Here is a 19,203-nt window from a genome sequence, read left to right on the forward strand (position 1 = left end):
TGATGCATTGACTAGCTGCTGAGCCGTCGATACGCATTCAGATGCCGAATGAGGCCACGCCTATCTCCGCGTTTCTCCAGAAGAATGGCCAGATTGTGGTGCGCGTCTGCGTAGTCGGGATTGATCGCGAGGCACCGTTCGTAGCTCTGCTTCGCCTCGTCAAGCCGATCGAGGATGTCCAGCGCGACTGCTCGATTGAAGTGCAGCACCGCATCGTCGGGGAAGTGCGTGAGCGCCTCGTCGAAGACCGTCAACGCGCCCTGGCACTCGTGTTCGGTGTCGCACAGCAGCGCCCCCAGATCGACGTACGCTGCATAGAATGGCTCGGGTGCGAGTTCAATTGCCCGGCGATATCCGCGCTCCGCACCCGTGGGATCGCTCTTCGACAACTGTTCAGCAAGGTCGTACCACTCCTGAGCCTGGGCGGCTGCAGCACTTTTGCGTTCGGGTGTCGAATCGAACACCACGACGTCGCCCTTGACCTCGGCTACTTCGAAGTCGAGCAACATCTGCCCAGTCACCGCATCCCAACGCGACGGGCCTGTTTTAACGACGATCGAATCACCTTCAGTTGCGACTCGAATTCCCGATAACGGCAAAGTATCGGGCAACTCGCGCTTGAGCCGTGCCAGTGCCTCACGGATCTTGCGTGGAGATGTACTTGACGAGCGCAGCTGCAGCGCTGTGCGCAGCATCACGACGTCCTGAAACGAGAAACGCATTTCATTGCGTGGGCCACGAGCGGGCGTGACGAGCCCGAGCGCGATCAGCCCTTCCACGACGCGACGTGAGACGCCCAGCATCGACTGGAGTTTCGACATCGTGACGTCGTGTGAGATTGCTTGCTTCACTTGCGCGCGCGCACTTTAGCCGGGGTCTCCGTCGTTGTCGTTTTCGAGGCGCGAGCGGCAGGCTTTCTGGCCTTCGGCACGTTGACGATCTCAGCGGTCTCTTCGACGGGGCTTGCCGCAGCCTTTCTCTTTGCGGGGACCGTCTTCTGTTTCGCGCCGCCTTTGCCGAGGCTGGCGCGCAATGCTTCCATCAGATCGATCACTTCAGCACCCGGTGCAGCTTCCGGGGCTTCCGCGGCGATAATCTCCTTGCCTTCGATCTTTCGGTCGATTGCCGCGAGGATCCGCTTTTTCTCCTCATCTTCGTAGGCCGATGCGTCGTAGTTGTCCTCCGCACCCTGCTCAATGATCTGGATGGCGAGCTTTAGCTCGGACTCGGAGACCGAAACATGCTCAATGTTCAACTCCTTCAGGGAGCGAACCTCGTCCGCGAAAAGCAGTTGCTGAAAGACCATGCCGTCCTCGGCTGGTCGCACCTGAACAATCCTCGTTCGGCCCTTATACGACCATTTTGCCAGCGCGCATCGGCCAGTTTTTGCCAGCGCATCGTGCAACAAGCTGTAGGGCTTCCCGCCGCGCTTGTCCGGCGCGATGAAGTACGCTTTGTCGTAGAACACCGGGTCCACCGATTTCTCAGGAACGAAGGAGACGATCTCGACCACGTGGCTCGCGCTCTCCTCCAGCGCTTTCAGCTCGTCACCCGTGAAAACAACGTACTTGTCGCGCTCGAACTGATAGCCCTTTTGCATCGAGGCGCGCTCAACGACCTTCCCGGTCGTCTCCGAAACGTACTGCTGTTTCACACGCGAGCCGTCTGGCGCGAGCAGATTGAAGCGAACATCAGAGGCGCTCTCCGTTGCCGAATACAGTTTGACCGGGATCGAGACCAAGCCAAACGACAGAGAAAGCGATGCGATTGAGCGGGCCGGCATGGGGTTCTCCTGGGCGCGGAGGGTCCTACGCGATCGAAATCAGCTTAACAATCCGTGCGTCCTTCAGACCAAGAACAGCTGTTCCACAGGATAGCACCAGCGGCTCGGCGAGAACTTGCCGTGCTTTGCGACGGGCTTCGCCCTTTGACCTCTCAAAACATCTCGCTGGTACGCGTCTTGCGCTGCGATCTAACCAACGGAGGTTCTATGCCACGTGCTGCAATCTTTGACATCGACGGAACCCTGGTCGATTCGGTCGACCTGCATGCGCTTGCGTGGCACGAGGCGTTCGCTCATTTCGGCCATGACGTCAGTTTCGAACAAGCGCGCAGTCAGATCGGCAAAGGGGGCGACAATCTGTTGCCGACCTTCCTCTCCGACGACCAAATTCGGGACCACGGCGAGCAACTCGAAGCATGGCGGGGAAAGCATTTCAAAGCGAACTACCTGCAGATGGTGCGCCCGTTTACAGCGGTGCCCGAGCTTCTTCAGAGACTGCGCGACCAAGGACTGAAACTCGCGGTCGCTTCATCCGCGAAGAAAGACGAACTCGAGATCTACCTCGATATCGCTGGCGTCACGGGTGTCTTCAACGTCATGGTCTCATCGGAAGATGTCGAGCAGTCGAAACCTGCACCGGATGTGTTCGAAGTCACCCTGCAAAAGCTCGAAGTTCCGCCCGACGCTGCAATCGTGATCGGGGATTCGCCCTATGACGCGCTGGCCGCTGAAAAAGCCGGCGTGCGCACGATCGGGCTTCTATCCGGCGCCTTTCCCGAGCAGTCGCTGAGAGACGCCGGTTGTATTGCGATCTATCCCGGACCCGCAGGGCTACTGGCTAATCTTGCTAGCTCACCGCTATTAGCCTGATCGCATGGCCGCACCACGAAGGGAAGGCAACATCAAGCGCGACGCGAGTTACGGTGCAACAATTGCGATTACCCCCTCGGCTTTCTATTTGCTCACGATACGCGTGCCGCCGTTCGCGTTGGGGCGATTGAATGCGTGGAGATCCGCGATGAAATCCTTCCCAAGAAACCGCTTGACCCTTGCTCTTGTGGCGTCCCTGCTGACTGGATGTGCCGTCGGTGTTGCGCCACAAAACGGCACTCATCTGAGTCCAACCGAATGCCGAGACCTCGCCGCGCTGCGGACCAACGCACCTCCGACGATGGCCCAGCATCAAAGCGAACTGGCGGCGCTGAGAAAGGCGGGCTACGACCCATCACCGTGGTACGACGATCCGTACTATCCGGACGATATACAGGCGGCACAACGCCTGGTCGACTATTGGTTTCAAACGGAATGTCAGCGCCCCCAAGCCGGCTGAGAAGCCGAGGTGACTGCGGACCTTTCCAGGCTCAGCGCAGGTAAGCCGCGCGTTGCGGGCGAATACGATCGGCCGCAGCCGCACTCACTGATTGAGTAATTGACTGACTGATTTCCGTCATGGCCTCGCCCCGCGATACCTCCGCGCCTCCCCTTGCTCGCTACCGGAAGAAGCGAGACTTCAGCATCACGACCGAGCCGCCTGTGCCTACCTCCGAGGCTCCCGCCACCGCACGTAAGCTCGGCTTCGTCGTGCAAAAGCACTGGGCGAGCCGCCTGCATTACGACTTCCGTCTCGAGCTCAACGGCGTACTGCTCTCGTGGGCCGTCCCGAAGGGGCCCTGCTACGACCCGAGCAAAAAGCAGATGGCGGTGCATGTCGAGGATCACCCTGTGTCCTACGCAGCCTTCGAAGGAACGATTCCGCCAAAGCAATATGGCGCCGGTACGGTCATTGTGTGGGACCACGGAACGTGGGAGCCGGTAGGCGATGCGGTCAAAGGCATGGAGACCGGGAAACTCGTCTTTCGCCTGCACGGTGAGAAGCTTGCCGGTTTATGGGAATTGGTGCGGATCTCCAAGCCTGACGACAAGCAAGACCAGTGGATGCTGTTCAAGAAACGAGACGAGTGGGCCCGGCCGCTTGCAGAATACGACGTCATCAAGGCACTGCCCGATAGTGTCGTCGCAAATCCGCTTGGACTCGTCGAAGAACGGGAGCCGAGAGCCGCGCGGCAGTCGCGAACCGAAGAGCAGAACATCGACCTGTCCGCCGCAGTGCATGCACCACTACCGGCGAAGCTCGAGCCGCAGCTCGCAACTCTGGCAAGCTCGCTTCCCAGGGGTGGCGACTGGATCACTGAGACAAAGTTGGACGGATATCGCCTGCTGGCTCGTATCGACAAGGGAAAAGTGAGGCTCTTCACGCGAAACGGGCATGACTGGACCGCGAAGTTTCCGGCTCTTACCGTCGCGATCAAAGCACTCCCAGTCGTGGCCGCCTGGCTTGACGGCGAGATTGTCGTGTTGAAAGACGGCATTCCAAATTTCTCTGCACTTCAAAATGCGATTGATAGGCGAAACAACCAGGATATTGTCTTCTTTCTGTTTGACCTCATGTACCTGGACGGCGAAGACCTCAGGAAAGTACCCTTGTGGGCGCGGCGGGCGCAACTGGCGGCTCTTCTCGAAAATGCGGAGGAACAACTGCTGTTCAGTCAGAACTTCGACGCACCTCCCGCGCAAGTGTTCGAGGCCGCCGCGGGATTAGGGCTGGAAGGCCTCGTACTCAAGCGACGCGATGCACCGTATGAGTCAGGACGGACCGAGTCGTGGTTGAAGGCAAAGGCCCGACTGCGGCAGGAACTGGTCATCTGCGGCATGACCGGACGCGGCGGCAAATCCGGCGAGGTCGGCAGTTTGCTGCTTGGCTATTATGTGGGCAATAAGCTCCATGACGCAGGGAGCGTCGGCACCGGGTGGGACGCGAAGACCGCTCGAGATCTTTGGAATCGGCTCATCCCACTGGAGGTCGACGCAACGCCTTTCGACTTGCAGGTCACAAAAGCGCGACGATGGTCCAGACGTGCAGCCGGCAGCGAACGGTGGCTTAAACCGACCATGGTCGCGGAAGTCGAGTTCGCCGAATGGACTGCTGACGGTGTGATACGACAGTCGTCGTTTAAAGGTCTGCGCCTCGATAAGCCCGCACGCAGCGTCGTCAGGGAAGGAGGAAGGACACAGCTGCCAGAGCCTTCGCCGCAGCTCAAAATCACTCACCCGGAAAGAGTCATTGATGCGTCGGCGACGATTACGAAGGCTGATCTCGTTCGCTACTATGCGAGCATAGCCGAGTCGATGTTGCCACACCTCAAGGACCGGCCTGTGGCCCTTGTTCGCGCGCCGGACGGTGTGGCTGGCGACCTGTTCTTTCAAAAGCATGCCGAGCGCACGGCTATGCCAGGCCTGTCTGCGCACAACCGCGAGCTCTGGCCAAACCATCCGGCGTTGTTGACGGTTGATACGGCAGACGCGTTGCTGTCCGCCGCACAAATGAACACGATCGAATTCCATACGTGGAATTCAATCGTCCGTCAGCTCGACAAACCCGACCGGGTCGTGTTTGACCTGGATCCCGGCGAAGGCGTGAAATGGAAGCACGTCCAGGAGGCTGCCCTCCTCGTTCGCACGCTACTGTCCGAGCTGGACCTCAAGTCATGGCTCAAGACAAGCGGCGGAAAGGGCCTGCACGTCGTCGTGCCGCTCACTCCAGAGTTGAACTACATGACGGTCAAATCATTCTCCCAGACGTTCGTCCGCCACATCGCGAAGACGATTCCCGAGCGCTTCTCCGCGATATCTGGACCTGCGAACCGCTTGGGCAAGGTCTACGTCGACTACCTGCGCAACGGGAAGGGACAGACGACCGCGGCGGCCTTTTCGGCCCGCGCCCGGCCGGGAATGGGCGTCTCAATGCCGGTCGCGTGGGAACAGCTCGCCGACCTGAAGAGCGGCGCACAGTGGAACGTCCAGACGGCGCGCGAATATCTGAGTTTCCAGTCGCGGGATCCTTGGGTGGATTTCTGGTCGACCCGACAATCGTTGTCGTCGGCGATTGAGCGTCTCCCTTAGACACCCTTAGACCCAAGCTCAGCAAGCCTCCTCAAGCCTTCAGCCACTGGAGAATGCATACCGTACCCCTACCCCTCCCGCCGCGAGAGGGTTGCACGAAGCCTCTCTCCACTACGATGCAGATCAGGATCCCTGCATCCGCATTCGCGACGCTGGGTCTTGCGCCCGGCTTGTCGCAGGCGCGATCGCCGACTGGATCGGTCTGCTGGGCGCTCTGCAACTGATTCCATTCGTGAGCGTTGCGGCGATGCGCTTGCTCGCGATCGGCAGCGTTCGATACGCGCGCGATCTCAAGCTACATGGACTCGCTGCGCGGTCGTGCGGCGAGCAGGCAGGCTGCTTTTGGATTTTGTTCGGAATACGTCATCAAAGGAGCATCAGGAATGTCTCAGCACTTGGAAACCGCCTTGTCACAGGAAGCCACCGCAACTGTCCAATCGAAGACCGAGTCGATGACAGGCGCGCAACCGAAGGAATCCACGTCATCGACAACGCGGAGCTGGGCGTGGGGAAGAACGCACGCACCCTATGACTGGATGGATGCGCATACGCCCTTTGACGGCGTGAACGCGTGGCATTGAGCCGGACTCACGCGCCCATCCATCCGCACCCGGGAGACCCATGCGATGACATCTATTCGGATCGCCGCCGGCGATGCTCCAGACCCGGGTGGGCGCACGCTCAAGTTCGTCGATGGACGGAGCGTCGTGCTATTCAACGTTGAAGGCGTCATTCACGCAATCGACAATTCGTGCCCGCACAACGGCGCGTCTCTCGCCAACGGACGCGTCGATGGCCATGTTCTGCAATGCCCGGCGCACGGCTTGCGCTTCGACCTCGTCTCGGGGTGCGTCGTCGGCGCGCCCGGGATGTGCTTGACCAAGCTGACCGTGGAGACGGAACTGGCCAGCCATACCGAGAGATAAGGCGGGCGACGGCGCGAGAAACGTGCGATGTTGAACAATCGGGCAGCGGAACCCATGTGTTGATTCGAAAGGGACAGAGGATGTCGCGTGCTCGGCAGTTCTGTTACCGGGGCAAGACGAGGAAGCTTAATCTCAGAATCCCACTCCCACTCCCACGCCGACTCCGGAACCGAAGCTGCCGCCCCCTACGCCAACACCGATGCTCGGACCTGGCGTGTAATAACCAGGGCCATGTGCGGGATCGCTATAGCCGTACGGCGGGGCGGTAACGCATCCGGAGAATGCCACCGCAAGCGTCAAAATGACAACGAGTTTGAGCATGATCATCTCCCTGTTGGGCAACATAGCAAGCTCTGATCCCGTTTCCGGAGGCGCCGCCTAGCAAGATCGGAGACGCTCAACGTTCACTCCATGAGCAACATATTCACCGCAGAACGTCGTCGCGCTACTCAACGTAATCCAGGAAACAATGTCTCTTGGAGTTGCTGTTTCGAAAAGCCTCCTTTGGCTACGAGGAACCGCTCGCGGTCCTTCCCAGCGATCCATTGCGGCGCGCGCCCCCGGCCGCTCCATGTCGCACCACTGTCCGGGTCTCGATACTTGGGCTGGAGATCCGATGGTTGTTCGCCAGGCTTGCGCCCATCAATTCGTTTAGGCTGATATCGTATTCGCGCATTTTCTGGACGATCTCGATCAGAGCGAGCCTCGTCTCTTTCTCTCGTGCTTCACTGAGTGCTTTGTCTAATGCGGCTTGCTTCTGTAGAAGTTGCGAAATCTCTGCGGTGTTGTAGGCCATTGTTGTTACAAAAACGGTTGATGACGCGGTCTTTAACCCACCTGAGCCGTACTCTCTTCCTCGGTAGGGCGCATGCTTTGTTCCAGCGACGGCTTGGCGAGGGGGAAAAGATGAATCCGATTTTCGAAGCAAAAACGCGCGACGGAGAGATCGCGCGCGCCCTGAACATGGCGTTCCATGCCCTCTGCGTCCATTCCGGCGCGCGGATCATCATGGAAGGCGAATCGGTAACACTCAATTTTACTCGCGAGGTTGCCGTGATTATCCGAGCACTTCAACTCCTGGGGTCCAACCCGGCGAGACGCTCCCGGCACCAGATATCGATCAATTCGATCTGCGCAAAAAAAATATCCCAGGGCTTTAGATTCGGGATGGTCGAAAGGTTTTAATTGCGGTTAAGTCGCTTCCGCAAACCTCCCGCCCGATCCCGACTGACAATTGGGTAACCTAGGCCACGATAATATCAGTGGACCGTGTGGATACTGCTGATGGCTCCCTCGTCGTCCTCGTTGGACGAGGCTTGATCAAGGATCGCGCACCGGAAGTCCAACTTGACGCGGAGAATGGCTGATTCGACACGTGCATCACCGCGGTGGCCGCTTAGGCGGGTATTAATCGCCTCTTCGAAGGCAAGAATCGCCTGGTCGATGCTCTCCGGATCATCGCTATCGAACCCGAGTTCAACCTCAATGCTCTCCAGCAGATTCAACGCAGTTGCAATGTCCTCGGAAGTGACAAATAGCGTCTCGGCGTCTTCTCTCATCTCCCCTCCCAAGTGGGCTGTCTAGCGTGTTCAGACCGGTGCGAGTTGCGCCACTATCGTTGCACATCCAGAGCAAACCTGCCGGCAGGTCGAGAAGGGTGTTGGGTTGGAAACAACAGAGGGTTGTTGTAAGTAGTGAAGCGACTAGAATTGACTGTTCCACCTCCTTCTCTGGACGCAGCGACCGGCCTGTTACTGTCGTGGACCGTTCAGCAAGACACGCATTCCATCGGACGCTTCCGCCTGGGCAGACACAGTCCGACCCGGCAAGACGTCCCGGCATCGGATTCAATCTCGACTTGCACAAAAAATCCCGGAGTTTTTAACCCCGGGATTGTCGAAAGGTGATGGTCGCGGTCAAGCCGCTTCCGCAAACAGGTTCAGTTGTACCTTGTCATGACCCAACAGCGCGTCATGCTCCTCATCGCTGATTGCACTCGACACAAGATGCGCGTCTAGTTCAGCCGGCGTCAGGTTCAGACGCTGCGCGAGCCTCGCGAAATACTGCCCGCGCTTTGCCATGTCCTGATACCGCTGAGCCATGCCGGTCGGCAACTTCACGATGCCCTCATTCAGCCAGAAATGCGCTGAATCAATCGCGTCGCGATGCTGCGTGTCCAGCATGAAAGCGGTGTCGTAGGTGCAGGTGACGAACAAGCATGCTGCTTCCGCATCGACCTCAAACTGCGAAGCCTCCCCGAAATAGACGGTCTGCTCACCACCCGTCGTCCTGGCATATCGCCCAGGCCGACCCGGATGCCGGTACGGATTCCACTGCTCCGCATCGAACGAGCGCAGACCTGTCGCCGGCGCCTCCTTGTCGTACTGTCCGACTGGATACCAGCCGTGCAGCACGATGTCGGCCTTGGGTAGCGCTTCTACCTTCGGGATCGGGTAGCGACGCCCCAACACGTTGACGTCGTGCCAGACCGCCAGTGCCGGAAACGCGTGCGGCGCATAGTGATGCATCGACAGAAAGAAGTCGATCGCCACCAGCTGCTGCGGCGTCACGAACTCGAACTGCGGCTCGCACAACAGCCGATTCTCTTCCGTGTCCGGAATCGACCCGGTCGCCAGTGCGCCCGAATGGGCTTCTGCGCGGTCGCGCTCGGCCGCGTCAATACTGCAGAGCTTCTTGAGCAGATCGATTCGGGTTTCATACGAGTAAGTATCCGCCTGAATGCGCGTATAGCCCGCATCGCTCAGTGAGCGTCCCACCAACTCCCTGCGTGACATATCCCACTGGATCGCGAGCAGGTAGTTACGGAAGTCATTCAGCGGTCGAAGATGCTCGTATTGAGCTTCCTCGATCATCGACTCCAACGACTTGTCACGGTCGCCAGAGACGCAACATATCGCGCATCCAAAACGACTCCCACAGGAAGCCCTGGCACCCGAGTCGCCCACCACCACGCCGCACGTTCCACCGTTTCCCGCCCGGTAAATCTCGGACAGACGATGAATCGTGCGGGGCATCAATGGCGATCGGAACGTCAGGTCGTGAGCATCGGCCAGCAGCGCGAGCATCGTCCATACATCATCTGAAGTCCAATCGCTCAGCGGCGAAAGTGTGAGCGCCCCGGTCCTGCTTCTAACCGCATGATCGGCGTTGTCGCGTCTCTCAGCCATCGCGACCGCGCGCGAGCTACTTTCGTCCCTGCGCAGCCCCAGTACCGTTATAACTTCGCGAGCACCTTCATCTGCCGCCCGTCGTTCGAGCAGAGTTCGGAGCCGGCCTCCCGGACGTACCTTCCACTCGTCCGCGCACGCCCTGGTCCGTCTACCGTCACGCACGCCATTCTCAGGTGTGCGTACCAAGGTGCCACGTCCGATCGTCGAAACGACGAACTGACTCGCCAAGGAAGGTTTCGTCACGTGGACCTGCACGGGCAAGGCCGACGCTTCGATATACAACTGCAACTCGTCCAGCACTGAGTGCAGGAAGTTTGCGATTGTTGGGTTCTCGATCATCGTGTCGACCGACTGAACATGGTGGGTGATCGTCGTGCCGCCGGCACGGCGAATCGCCTCAAGCATCAACACCAGAGCGCACGTGCTGTCTTTGCCGCCCGAATAGGCGCAGCTCAAGCTATGGCCCAGTTCGACGTAACTCTGCATGACGCTGATCGCAACCTCCATCTTCGAAAGAATTTCATGTTCCATGTTTTTTCGCTCCAGAGAAATAGGAGCGACCCTTTCGGGTGCTCCCGAAAGGGTTAAGAGGCTTACTGTAAAAAGGGCTTAAAGCGTGAAGGTAAGACTCAAATGAGAAAATCCGCGCTCGCGTGCTGAGCTTCTTCAAGACTCTCATGCGCCGCGGCAAACAGATCCGCCTGCCGCGTTGCACGGTCGAGACGCGGAAGCGTCTTCGCATAGCGGCTGACGCTCGTGCCGTCGAAACTACTGGCGCCAGCTGCCGCGCAGATGCGGATGCGCCGTGCCGAATTCACGCGGCCGACGTGCAGGTAGCAGTGCCGCCGCCGGGCAACAGAACCCCAAACGTGCGCGGTCTGCTCTTTCCATTCCGTTGAACCGCCGATGAAGACCCCAACGGCGGGCGACAGAAACGACGCCACGTCTTCGACCTGCATACCGTTTTGGACGGCGATCAGCATGCGGCACGGCATGCCGCGCAACCGCTCCAGCCACGTGAGCGTGTAGTCGAGCGACGCCATGCCGCCCATCACGATGTCGGGAAGAACAAGCCAGTCGGCCCGCTCTGCCAGCCGATCGACCGCGACGGAAAACGCGTGCTCATCGAACGGCTGCCCTTGCTGATAGGCAGTCCATGCGCCGTTATCCAGCGCATAGCGCATGCCCTCGGTACGCAACTCGCCCTTGGCCGAGACCAACAAGCGCCAGTCGGCGCCCTTCAGCGCGGCCAGGTTGCGGCGGGTGCCGGTGCGACTCGCGTAACCCACGAGCGGCTGCCGGTGCATGGCGATCCGTTCTTCGATTTCCGGGTCATCGTCAGCAGATCCGTCGACTCCGTAGTAGTCAGAGTACGCCATCAGGGCTTGTGCGTAGCCGGTCTTCTGGCCACTGGCGTATTGCTCCAGCCACTGCGGCGTCATTGGCGCACCCCGTTTTGGGGTTGCACTCTGCCGCCGATGATCAAGAACACTTGCGTATCGACGTTCCGGACCCAGGGGCGAACTTCACCGGCGTGCGTCGCCGTGCCGGCGATGTAGCCAATCGCTGCTTCGAGGTTGGCGAACTGCTCCGGCGATGCGCCCAGTTTCGCTGCTTCAAACATAACAACACTCCACAAAAAGAACGCGGAGCGACCCTTGCGGGGCCGCTTGCCCGCAAGGGTTGAGAAAAGAAGTTGGACGGCGATTTGTGCCGCTTACTCGATCAGCTTGACGCTCTGCCACCAGCGACCGCCCGAAGGCAGGTCTCTAACGAAAGCGAAGTTCTCCCCTTCCTCGCGCGTGAGCTCGATCATCCCTCCCTTCAAGATGGCCGTCTGGAGATAGACCACATTCGTGAGGGCGAGCGCGCCATACTGTTCGGCGATGCCGGTCAGCGTTTCGACGGCATCCAGCAGTTCCGCATGAAACTGCTTCGCGTCAGCGGCGAGGCGCAGCGACACGTCAGCGTCGCTAATCGCGCCCAGCACCGCATTGCATTGAGCTTGCGGGTCGTCGGCCCCGTACTGCTCGGGCTTGATCCAGCTTCGGATCACCATGTCGTTAAGTACGTCGTCTACGAAATCAGTGCAGGAATAGGCCATGGAAGGCTCCGGTCAAAAAGTAAAAGAAAAAGAGCCGTTGTCAGATGCGACGCAAACGGCCGGTATCGAATGCAGACGCGCGACGCAGGTACGGCGGGCGCGACTGCTGCGTTTGCGCATTCGCGGGTGCCGCGTGCTGTCCGGGCGGCTGGTGAGCGGCCGCGTTGGACGGAGACGGACTACCGGCTGCCGCGAGCAGCAGCAGGAGAAGGTTTGCCATAGGGATAGCGCCGCAAGGCGCGCGAGAAGGGGCGGAAAGACGAGAAGCGCCCCTTGCGGGGGCGACTCCCCACAAGGGTTGAGAAGAAATCAGGCGGCGAGCGCCTGTACGTCGATGACTGCGTCGGCCTCTGCAACAAGGTCGGGCGTCTGCGAGATGAAAAACTCCCGCTGATAACCACCTTGGCGCAGCACCTCGCGCTTCATGCGCATGAACTGCACTTTGCGCTCGGGATCGAGCGGGCCGTCTGACTCGTCGCTGAACAAGGTTTGATATGGCTGACCGGTGTTCTGTGCGAGATAGAGTGCGATGCCCCGCGTGAGGCACTCGTTGATCCAGACCTTCTGACCTCCGGACATGACGGAGACCGACTTGCTGCTGTCGGACTCGGCGTCGTGGACGATGATCTCGAAGCCCTCGCGCAGTTCACCGCTTGCGAGCGTGCGCTGCGTGCGGATCTCAACGGTGAAGCGCATCCCGTAGCACGCGAGCAGTAGCTCGTTGACGGTATGCGTCAGCGCCGGACCCGCGTCATCGATGGTCAACGCGATCACGCCGTCATTCCCCAAGCCCTTAGCCAGCAGCTTCCATTGCGCGATCTCGTCGGAGAGGTGATCGGCACGCGACTGCGTGGCCGAAAACTTCTCCAACTCTAAAGCCAACGCTTCGGCTTCGGCCTGCAAGACACTCTGCGAGCGAATCGATTGCTCGATCCGACCATCCAGCGCCGCGACGGTCTCGCGGTTCGCTGCGATGTCGCGGTCCAGCTTCGCAATGGCGGCTGTCACATCGACGGCGGCCAGTCTCCCGACCTCCTCGGTAATGCGGGCAAGCTCCGCTTCCATACGCGTCTTCTCAGACTGGTACTTGGCGGTGCGTGCGGCACTTTCCTCAGTGATCGAGCGCAATTCCGCTTGCGCGGCTTCGAGTCCCGATACGGCTGCATCCAGCAATGGCTTAGTGGCGGCAAGCTCTGCCGCCGCCTGCAAGGCACGGCGCAACTGCGCGGCCGCATCGGTGATGGCGAGCATCTCGACGCGCTTTGCCGCCAACTCGGCCGGCACGCGAGCCAAGGCTTCGGCCTGCGCTTTCTTCTCGCGATAGTCCGCGCGAAGATTCGCCACCGAAACACGCTGCACTTCCGCTTGCTCTTTCGCTTGAAAGGCTTGCGCGAGCAGCGGACATTGCGCATGCATCGAATGACCGACGCACGGCACCTGATCCATCACCGCCGCCTGCTTGCTCAGCGTCTCGAAGTGCGCAGCCTTCGTCGTGCCCTGGCTCATCAAGCTGGTAAGCGTTGCATCGAGCGTCGTCAACGTCGCGCGTCTGACCTCCAAATCGGCAATGTCGCGCTGCAGGGGAGCAAACCTCGCTTCCTCGCGCGCAATCGCCAACTCGGCCTCCTCGCGCTTAGCCGCCGCACCGAGGATCGCCTCGCGGCGTGCCAGCGTTGCTTGGTGCGCGGCCACGGTTCGACTCAGCACGGAAACGCGCTGCTGGCAACGAACCGCTGCTGCTTGCTCGTCGTCGGCCGCGCTTTTCAGGGCACGCCCCAACTCGTCGCGGCGCACGCCCTGCTCTCGCAGGCGCGCCTCGGTCGTGGCCGATTCGCTCTGCTTGGCCGCAAGCGTGGCCCGCTCTTGAGTCAGCTTGCTCGCATGCTCAAGCGCGGCATCGCGTTGCTCCCGAGCGGCACGCAAGGTGTTGCCCTGCGCGACGATCGACTGCTCAGCGTCTGCTTTACGTTGCCGCTTTCCGGCGAGCGCGCCAAGCTCAGACTGGATGCCTTCGAGCGACTTGCCGAGCACCTTCGCGACGTCAGCGGCTTTCGCCGACAATGCCTTCAGGTGGTCGATGCCAAGGAGTTCAGCCAGCAGCGTCTTGATCTCGCCCGCACCGTAGGACGCGAGCGGCCGCCGGTTCTGAGCTGAGAACACGCTGGTGAAGAACGTTTCCAACGAACCGTTGATCGCCTCGACACAGCGGTTATACGACTCCGCCTTGCCGTCCGACACCGTTCCGTCAGGCAGCGACACCGGGCGCCACGTACCGTCGACGCCGCGATAGGCAAGGTAGTACTCAGCCTTGCCTGTCTTGCCGGGCTTGCGAAACGTGAAGGACGAGCGATAGCGAATGCCGTCGTGCTCCCATTCGAGTTCCTTCAACGCATTGGTGCCGCAGATGTGATCCCAGTACGAGAAGGCGTCGACCGACAGCTTCGACGCACGCGACGGCATGATCGGATACGGATGCAGGTTGTCCATAATCGTGGTCTTGCCTGCCCCGTTAGGGCCGGTCAAGGCGATCAGGCCATCCGGCAACGCCTCCAGATCGAGCGTGACGCTTTCGCGTTTCATGCCATCGCGTACGCCAACGAAGCCTTCCAGTGTCAGTTTCAGAGGCCGCATGACAGGTCCTCCGGCGCGCTCATCGACGCCGACATAGCGGCCATCTGCGCATAGAAAGCGTCGTCATCCTCGTTGGGAAACGGCGCGTTGATATCCGCAGACGCAATGGCACGGGGCGGCGCTTGGAGCGTCCCATCGAGCGCGGCTGCGACCTGGTCACAGAATCTGCTGAACTCGCGACGCGCGTTCGTCAGGAGCTCTGGCCATCCGCTATGCCCGGTTAGGCTGCGGATTTCGGCAGCCGACCACTGGCTCGCATAACCTTCCTGATACGACCACAGAAGGTGCTGCATCTCGACCGTCGGGGTGACAGCAACCTCGCACGCGCCGGGGGTCGTGGCGACCAGCAACAGCGTCTGACCGGACTGCGCCAGTGCCGCGCCGCGGTGTTGACCGAACGGCTGATGCTGAATCGCAGCGGTAAAGCCGGCCAAATCGACCAACGACTTTTGAAGATCACGCGATGAGCAGTCGCCCAACGCAAAGGTGCGAACCCAGTTCGGGCCAGCGGGATAAAGACCAAACATGATGCACTCCGTTATGGTGGGCGGAGTGCGGCTCCGGTAGGGATCGCGCCCCGCCAGGGTGAAAGAAGAAATGAACTGCTAGAGAAAGGTCCTGCCACTACTAATCGATGCGTCAAAGACGCGATGAAACCTTTGTTTCGATAGCGACGATCAAAATCGGCTACCGGAACATGGCTCGCGTGTCCAGGCGAAGGAGCCTTACTGGCCTCCACTGCGTGAGCGGCTACTTACGCCGCGAACAAATCATCGTTGAGCCACGAAAGCCGACTTGCCGAACCCGACTCGACAACTTCCACCGTCGCATCGGGCATTGGTAGTGCCTCGTCGTTATCGTCGTCACTCGGACCCTCTTGGACAGCCACCGGCGCAGGCTCGGACATGCTCGACAATGCGGGCAGCCCGCCAGTTGCGAATGGATGCGCCGCCTCGACGTCGGTCAGTCGAGCCAGCACGCCAGCCGCGATTGCCTCCGCGCCCCCCGTTTCCAGCACCTGCAGCCGGTCAAGCAAGGGAGCCGGATCAACATCAGCGTGTTCGCACCAGCGCTCGAGCTTTCGGTCAATTGACGTTTCGAGGCTGATGCCTTGGGCGCGTGACCGGACAACGGGAAGAATGCGAGCTTCGACCTTCAGCTCTGCCGCATTGCCGAACAGCGCCGCGATCGCGTCGCGGTCCACTGACTGTTTGTGCTCTTCGTCAACCTGCCAACGAACTCGCACGAACTTGTCGGTCGCATCGAGCGCGATTGCCGTCAGGCGCTGCATGTCGGGCGGTCCGTCAAAGTCGACGCAGATCGTCTGCCGCGAAGGCGTAACGACCAAGTCGGCCTGCGCGCTTCCCACCTCGACATCCCACATCAGAAAGCCCTTGTCGCCTTCCTCACCGTAGTGGAATCGCCCGATGGAACCCGGGTAGGCCACGACGCGCCCCGCTCGCTCCCACTGCTGCGCCTTGTGGATGTGCCCGAGCATGAAGGCATCGCATTCAGCGTCGAACAGACCGCCAAGCGAAAACTCATGATCGAACCCCGCCATCGTGACGCCGTGCTCGGTCGTACAACCGTTGACCGTGCCGTGTGAGACCCCGACAGTCCGGATGCCTGCGGCACGAAGCTGCTGGTTGACGCGCCCTGCTGCGGCCAGATAGTCACCCAGCACTGCTTCAAGACCCGTCCCGGCTTCCTTGGCACCAACAGCGACCGCCAGCGCCCCCTTGTTGACCGTGGGCAGACAGGTGAACACGACATCAGCGCCGATTGCCAAAACCTCGCGCAGCTCGTCGTCCGAGAACACCGGGCCGTCCGAGGGGTAGAACCGCCCCTCGTGAAGGCTCACCTGCTGCACGCGTTCGGCCACATAGATCTGATGCGTTGTTGCCATCAGTTCGAAGTTGCGTAGCGTGCCCGGCGGCTCATGCGAGAACGTTCCCTGCAGCATTAAGACCGGCATGCTGCCGCTCAGCCCATTGACGCGCCGCGCAAGGCGGTTCAACGAAGGCGCATGGGCGTCGAGACGATGGTCCGTCGCGTCGCCCGAGATCACCGCAACATCGGCGTGCGCGAGAACGGCGTGGTCGATGGCAAAACCAAAACACCGGTCCGACTCTTCGACGTTTCCTGGCGCGTAATGCAAGTCAGAAAAATGAGCGATCTTCAAATCGCCTCCTATAAATGAAAAAGGCCGCCAAAGGCAGCCAGTGAGTGTCGATGCGCCCATCCACGTCGGGTGGGCGCAAGCGAAAGACGTTTAGGGCTTGAGCGTGTCGCGAACTTTCATCAGTGCTTGGCCCAGAAGGTTCTGGCCACGCCACTTCGATTTGTCCGTGATGTCAGGATGGTGCTCGCCTAAGCCCGCGCCCCAGATCACATCGTGGGGACTGGCCTCGACAAGCTCGGTCGGTGCCGTTGCAAGCAACAACGTCCGTTGGCCCGCGGGGACTGGCCAAGGTTAGACATAAGCAGCTTGTGCAATCGCGTCCTGAATTTCGACGTCAAGCGAGGCGGGATCGTCGAGCGCATTCTTGAGACGCGCATTCATCGCATCGACATCAGCGATGCGTTCGATCCAGCCGCGACCGAACGTCTGGTGCGCGTATTTGCGAAAGCCGTTCTGTCGCTCCGGCTGACTTAGGCCCAGACGATGCAGCAGGTCCGACATGCGGTGACGCTTGTCTTCCAGCGTTTCGTCGGGGCCGGCCGAGTCGTCGTCATGACCAGCTGCGCCGTCGATGCCCGATGGCTCGCCATCGCCTGCGCCTTCGGCCTCAGATTGCCCCTGCTCAGGCTGAAGGAGCGGATCGCCAATCGACTGTACCGTCCCATCTGACTCCAGCAGCGCGACCGCACGACTGGCAGCTTCGAGCGCCGGTTGCGCCTCGTCCGCGCCGTCCAGCAGCGCGCCCAGGTCGATGTCGGCATCGAGCACCGTCAACATCTGCTTCTGACGCACGGCCTGACCATTGTCGTCAATCCGCGTGATGTCGAACTCTTTTTTCGAGAGCCAGAAGCGCGCGCCGGTGAGCCTGCCGCGCGCCAACGCCACAGTTTGCATCGCCGAATAAGCCTTCTGCAGCACGTAGATGGAGTTGGTCGGCAGTTCGATCAGACCGAGTCCCTTCACGTCGGGAACCGCGAACAAAAAGTTTGCGGTCAGGTTGCACTTGCGGTCCTGATACTGCGGACAGACGTGAGGATCACAGACGCCATCGGGAATGTCGTCGTCTTGCCGGTGAACGACCAGTCGCCCACCGAAGGATCGTCGCGCCCGCTGTGCGCGTGCGTTACGCTCGACCGGCGCGTACGTCTTGCAATAGCGTTTGCCATCGCGGTCGTACTCCGAGAAGTACTGTCGCCCGGTTGTCGTGTACGCGGCCATCTGATTCGGCACATTGCGCAGCCAGTCGTCGAACGCGAACATGATCGGGAAGCGGTATAGCCGCAACCCGTGACCACGATCTTCGCCATACAGCCTCAGGATCTCGTCAGCCGTGTCTGGATTCGAGAAATCCGAGCGTCTGCTGACGAAGTAGTCGACGTTTCGCGGAACGAGCGCGTTGCGCAGCTTCAGCGACATTTCGAGCACCTTGCCGATCGCTTCGAACGACTCACCCGCGGCCACCATGTCGTTATAGAGCTTGAGCGCTTTCTCGTTGGCTTGGTGCGCCCGAGTGAGCACTTTGATACCGGGTCGAATCTTGCCGATCGTGGGCGGGCGAATAGCTCGTTCTTCAACGAGACTGCGCGGCGCGTGATCGAACATCTGAACGACTGCATTCATGATGGTTTCCTTGCGAGAAAGAAGATGGCGTTGGTCCGCAGCGTTTCAGCCTGAGATTGCATCTCTCGGGCTGCCGCACTGCCGCGACTTTCACTGATATGGGAGATGAAGACAGAGCGCTCGCGATCGCCGTACATCGCGACCTGAGCAACCTCGCAGCGCGCGCGCCACACGGCAGACGTGGTGTCGGCCTCCTCGCGCTCGGTATTGATTTGATGCTTGATGGCCTCGGCGATACGGTGATCGAGGCGGTCGGGCAACAACATAGAACAGCACCTCCGTTGAGAAAGGTCCGGCTCGCGCCAAAGCGACGGACGAAAAAAAAGCTCGCTCCGGTGAGGGAGCGAGCTTCGTGAAATCGATATAGAGACCTACGCGCCACGTCCCTTCCGGGGACGTGGCGTGCAGGGAGCGGCCGGCATAAGCCGGTGTCGCTCGGTCAGAGAACGTAAAGTCGTTCTCGCGCAGCTTGGTCACGCCGCGCAACAGCCCTTTTCGGAATTACTTCCGCCGCAGGAATCACGGATCAGCCAACTTCGATCGTTCTACCCAGATCAGGCTCTGGAGAGAGAACACCCGAAAACCCGGGTTCGAACGATGTACCGGCGCAAATGAATGCAGCACAAGGTACGAGTATCACGGCTGAAATTGGGGAGTGTGTAGCGAGCACACTCAGCACAAGGAAGATTTCCACACCGGTGGCGATCCGGTGGGCGCATGCCGAACGCACGAGGCGGGCACGACTTGCAGAAAAAAGACGGACTCCGGGCTTGGAGTCGAGGTCGATGCGTCGGTGACGCGGGGAA

Annotated in this window: 19 protein-coding genes and 1 pseudogene; 5 read left to right on the top strand and 15 right to left on the bottom strand. The window is 60.3% G+C overall.

All coding sequences use genetic code 11. The features are described from left to right. Window positions 1-11: 11 nt before the first annotated feature. Together AWB78_RS19380 and ku are read right to left on the bottom strand one after the other, a co-directional pair. Window positions 12-821: a tetratricopeptide repeat protein gene (locus tag AWB78_RS19380; protein ID WP_062607291.1), complete on the bottom strand. Its 810-nt coding sequence runs from the start codon at window positions 819-821 to the stop codon at window positions 12-14. A gap of 26 nt (window positions 822-847) precedes the next feature. Beyond that, complete coding sequence (gene ku / locus AWB78_RS19385; RefSeq protein ID WP_062607163.1) at window positions 848-1,783, bottom strand: non-homologous end joining protein Ku; 936 nt, start codon at window positions 1,781-1,783, stop codon at window positions 848-850. A gap of 207 nt (window positions 1,784-1,990) precedes the next feature. Here ku and AWB78_RS19390 point away from each other — a divergent pair, with 207 nt between their 5' ends. The 4 genes from AWB78_RS19390 to AWB78_RS19410 all read left to right on the top strand — a co-directional run bounded on the left by AWB78_RS19390 (window position 1,991) and on the right by AWB78_RS19410 (window position 6,669). Further along, on the top strand, window positions 1,991-2,653 hold the full coding sequence (locus tag AWB78_RS19390) for an HAD family hydrolase (protein ID WP_062607164.1): 663 nt from the start codon (window positions 1,991-1,993) through the stop codon (window positions 2,651-2,653). A gap of 148 nt (window positions 2,654-2,801) precedes the next feature. Further along, complete coding sequence (locus tag AWB78_RS19395; RefSeq protein WP_062607166.1) at window positions 2,802-3,113, top strand: DUF4148 domain-containing protein; 312 nt, start codon at window positions 2,802-2,804, stop codon at window positions 3,111-3,113. A gap of 119 nt (window positions 3,114-3,232) precedes the next feature. After that, window positions 3,233-5,743 carry a DNA ligase D gene (ligD, locus tag AWB78_RS19400; protein ID WP_062607167.1) on the top strand — a complete coding sequence of 837 codons (2,511 nt, stop codon included), beginning with the start codon at window positions 3,233-3,235 and terminating at the stop codon, window positions 5,741-5,743. 626 nt (window positions 5,744-6,369) lie between these two features. After that, window positions 6,370-6,669, top strand: a complete 300-nt coding sequence (locus AWB78_RS19410; RefSeq protein ID WP_062607172.1) for a Rieske (2Fe-2S) protein — start codon at window positions 6,370-6,372, stop codon at window positions 6,667-6,669. 449 nt (window positions 6,670-7,118) lie between these two features. On the opposite strand, the pseudogene AWB78_RS47650 reads toward AWB78_RS19410, so the two are convergent. Continuing rightward, window positions 7,119-7,465: pseudogene (locus AWB78_RS47650) on the bottom strand (H-NS histone family protein). Window positions 7,466-7,575: 110 nt separating this feature from the next. Between AWB78_RS47650 and AWB78_RS19420 the strand changes: the two are divergent. After that, window positions 7,576-7,854: a hypothetical protein gene (locus AWB78_RS19420; RefSeq protein WP_157697561.1), complete on the top strand. Its 279-nt coding sequence runs from the start codon at window positions 7,576-7,578 to the stop codon at window positions 7,852-7,854. Window positions 7,855-7,928: 74 nt separating this feature from the next. Here the strand turns inward: AWB78_RS19420 and AWB78_RS19425 are convergent, their stop codons facing one another. The 12 genes from AWB78_RS19425 to AWB78_RS19475 form a co-directional block, all read right to left on the bottom strand. Then, window positions 7,929-8,228 carry a YuaX family protein gene (locus AWB78_RS19425; RefSeq protein WP_062607176.1) on the bottom strand — a complete coding sequence of 100 codons (300 nt, stop codon included), beginning with the start codon at window positions 8,226-8,228 and terminating at the stop codon, window positions 7,929-7,931. A 357-nt stretch (window positions 8,229-8,585) separates the two neighbouring features. After that, window positions 8,586-10,391 (bottom strand): phosphoadenosine phosphosulfate reductase domain-containing protein, encoded by a 1,806-nt coding sequence (locus AWB78_RS19430; RefSeq protein WP_062607178.1) that lies wholly within the window; start codon window positions 10,389-10,391, stop codon window positions 8,586-8,588. 98 nt (window positions 10,392-10,489) lie between these two features. After that, window positions 10,490-11,302 (bottom strand): hypothetical protein, encoded by an 813-nt coding sequence (locus AWB78_RS19435; protein ID WP_062607180.1) that lies wholly within the window; start codon window positions 11,300-11,302, stop codon window positions 10,490-10,492. Next, window positions 11,299-11,484: a hypothetical protein gene (locus tag AWB78_RS19440; RefSeq protein WP_062607182.1), complete on the bottom strand. Its 186-nt coding sequence runs from the start codon at window positions 11,482-11,484 to the stop codon at window positions 11,299-11,301. Before AWB78_RS19440 ends, AWB78_RS19435 begins: the two co-directional genes overlap by 4 nt. A 93-nt stretch (window positions 11,485-11,577) precedes the next feature. Then, window positions 11,578-11,964 carry a hypothetical protein gene (locus tag AWB78_RS19445; protein ID WP_157697562.1) on the bottom strand — a complete coding sequence of 129 codons (387 nt, stop codon included), beginning with the start codon at window positions 11,962-11,964 and terminating at the stop codon, window positions 11,578-11,580. A gap of 40 nt (window positions 11,965-12,004) precedes the next feature. After that, window positions 12,005-12,184, bottom strand: a complete 180-nt coding sequence (locus tag AWB78_RS46605; RefSeq protein ID WP_157697563.1) for a hypothetical protein — start codon at window positions 12,182-12,184, stop codon at window positions 12,005-12,007. Window positions 12,185-12,273: 89 nt separating this feature from the next. After that, on the bottom strand, window positions 12,274-14,595 hold the full coding sequence (locus AWB78_RS19450) for a nuclease SbcCD subunit C (protein WP_062607186.1): 2,322 nt from the start codon (window positions 14,593-14,595) through the stop codon (window positions 12,274-12,276). Then, window positions 14,583-15,122 carry a hypothetical protein gene (locus AWB78_RS19455; RefSeq protein ID WP_062607188.1) on the bottom strand — a complete coding sequence of 180 codons (540 nt, stop codon included), beginning with the start codon at window positions 15,120-15,122 and terminating at the stop codon, window positions 14,583-14,585. Before AWB78_RS19455 ends, AWB78_RS19450 begins: the two co-directional genes overlap by 13 nt. A gap of 227 nt (window positions 15,123-15,349) precedes the next feature. After that, window positions 15,350-16,777, bottom strand: a complete 1,428-nt coding sequence (locus AWB78_RS19460; protein ID WP_074173477.1) for a metallophosphoesterase family protein — start codon at window positions 16,775-16,777, stop codon at window positions 15,350-15,352. A gap of 90 nt (window positions 16,778-16,867) precedes the next feature. Further along, window positions 16,868-17,038 carry an NADAR domain-containing protein gene (locus AWB78_RS19465; RefSeq protein ID WP_374729478.1) on the bottom strand — a complete coding sequence of 57 codons (171 nt, stop codon included), beginning with the start codon at window positions 17,036-17,038 and terminating at the stop codon, window positions 16,868-16,870. A 30-nt stretch (window positions 17,039-17,068) separates the two neighbouring features. Further along, window positions 17,069-18,397, bottom strand: coding sequence for a recombination directionality factor (locus AWB78_RS19470; protein WP_062607192.1), 1,329 nt, complete (start codon window positions 18,395-18,397; stop codon window positions 17,069-17,071). After that, a complete protein-coding gene (locus tag AWB78_RS19475) occupies window positions 18,394-18,663 on the bottom strand; it encodes a DUF7696 family protein (RefSeq protein WP_198399299.1) in 270 nt (89 codons plus the stop codon). The genes AWB78_RS19470 and AWB78_RS19475 overlap by 4 nt, the downstream gene beginning before the upstream one ends. Window positions 18,664-19,203: the final 540 nt, after the last annotated feature.

Origin of the sequence: Caballeronia calidae (genome assembly GCF_900044055.2) — a bacterium.
GTDB lineage: Bacteria > Pseudomonadota > Gammaproteobacteria > Burkholderiales > Burkholderiaceae > Caballeronia > Caballeronia calidae.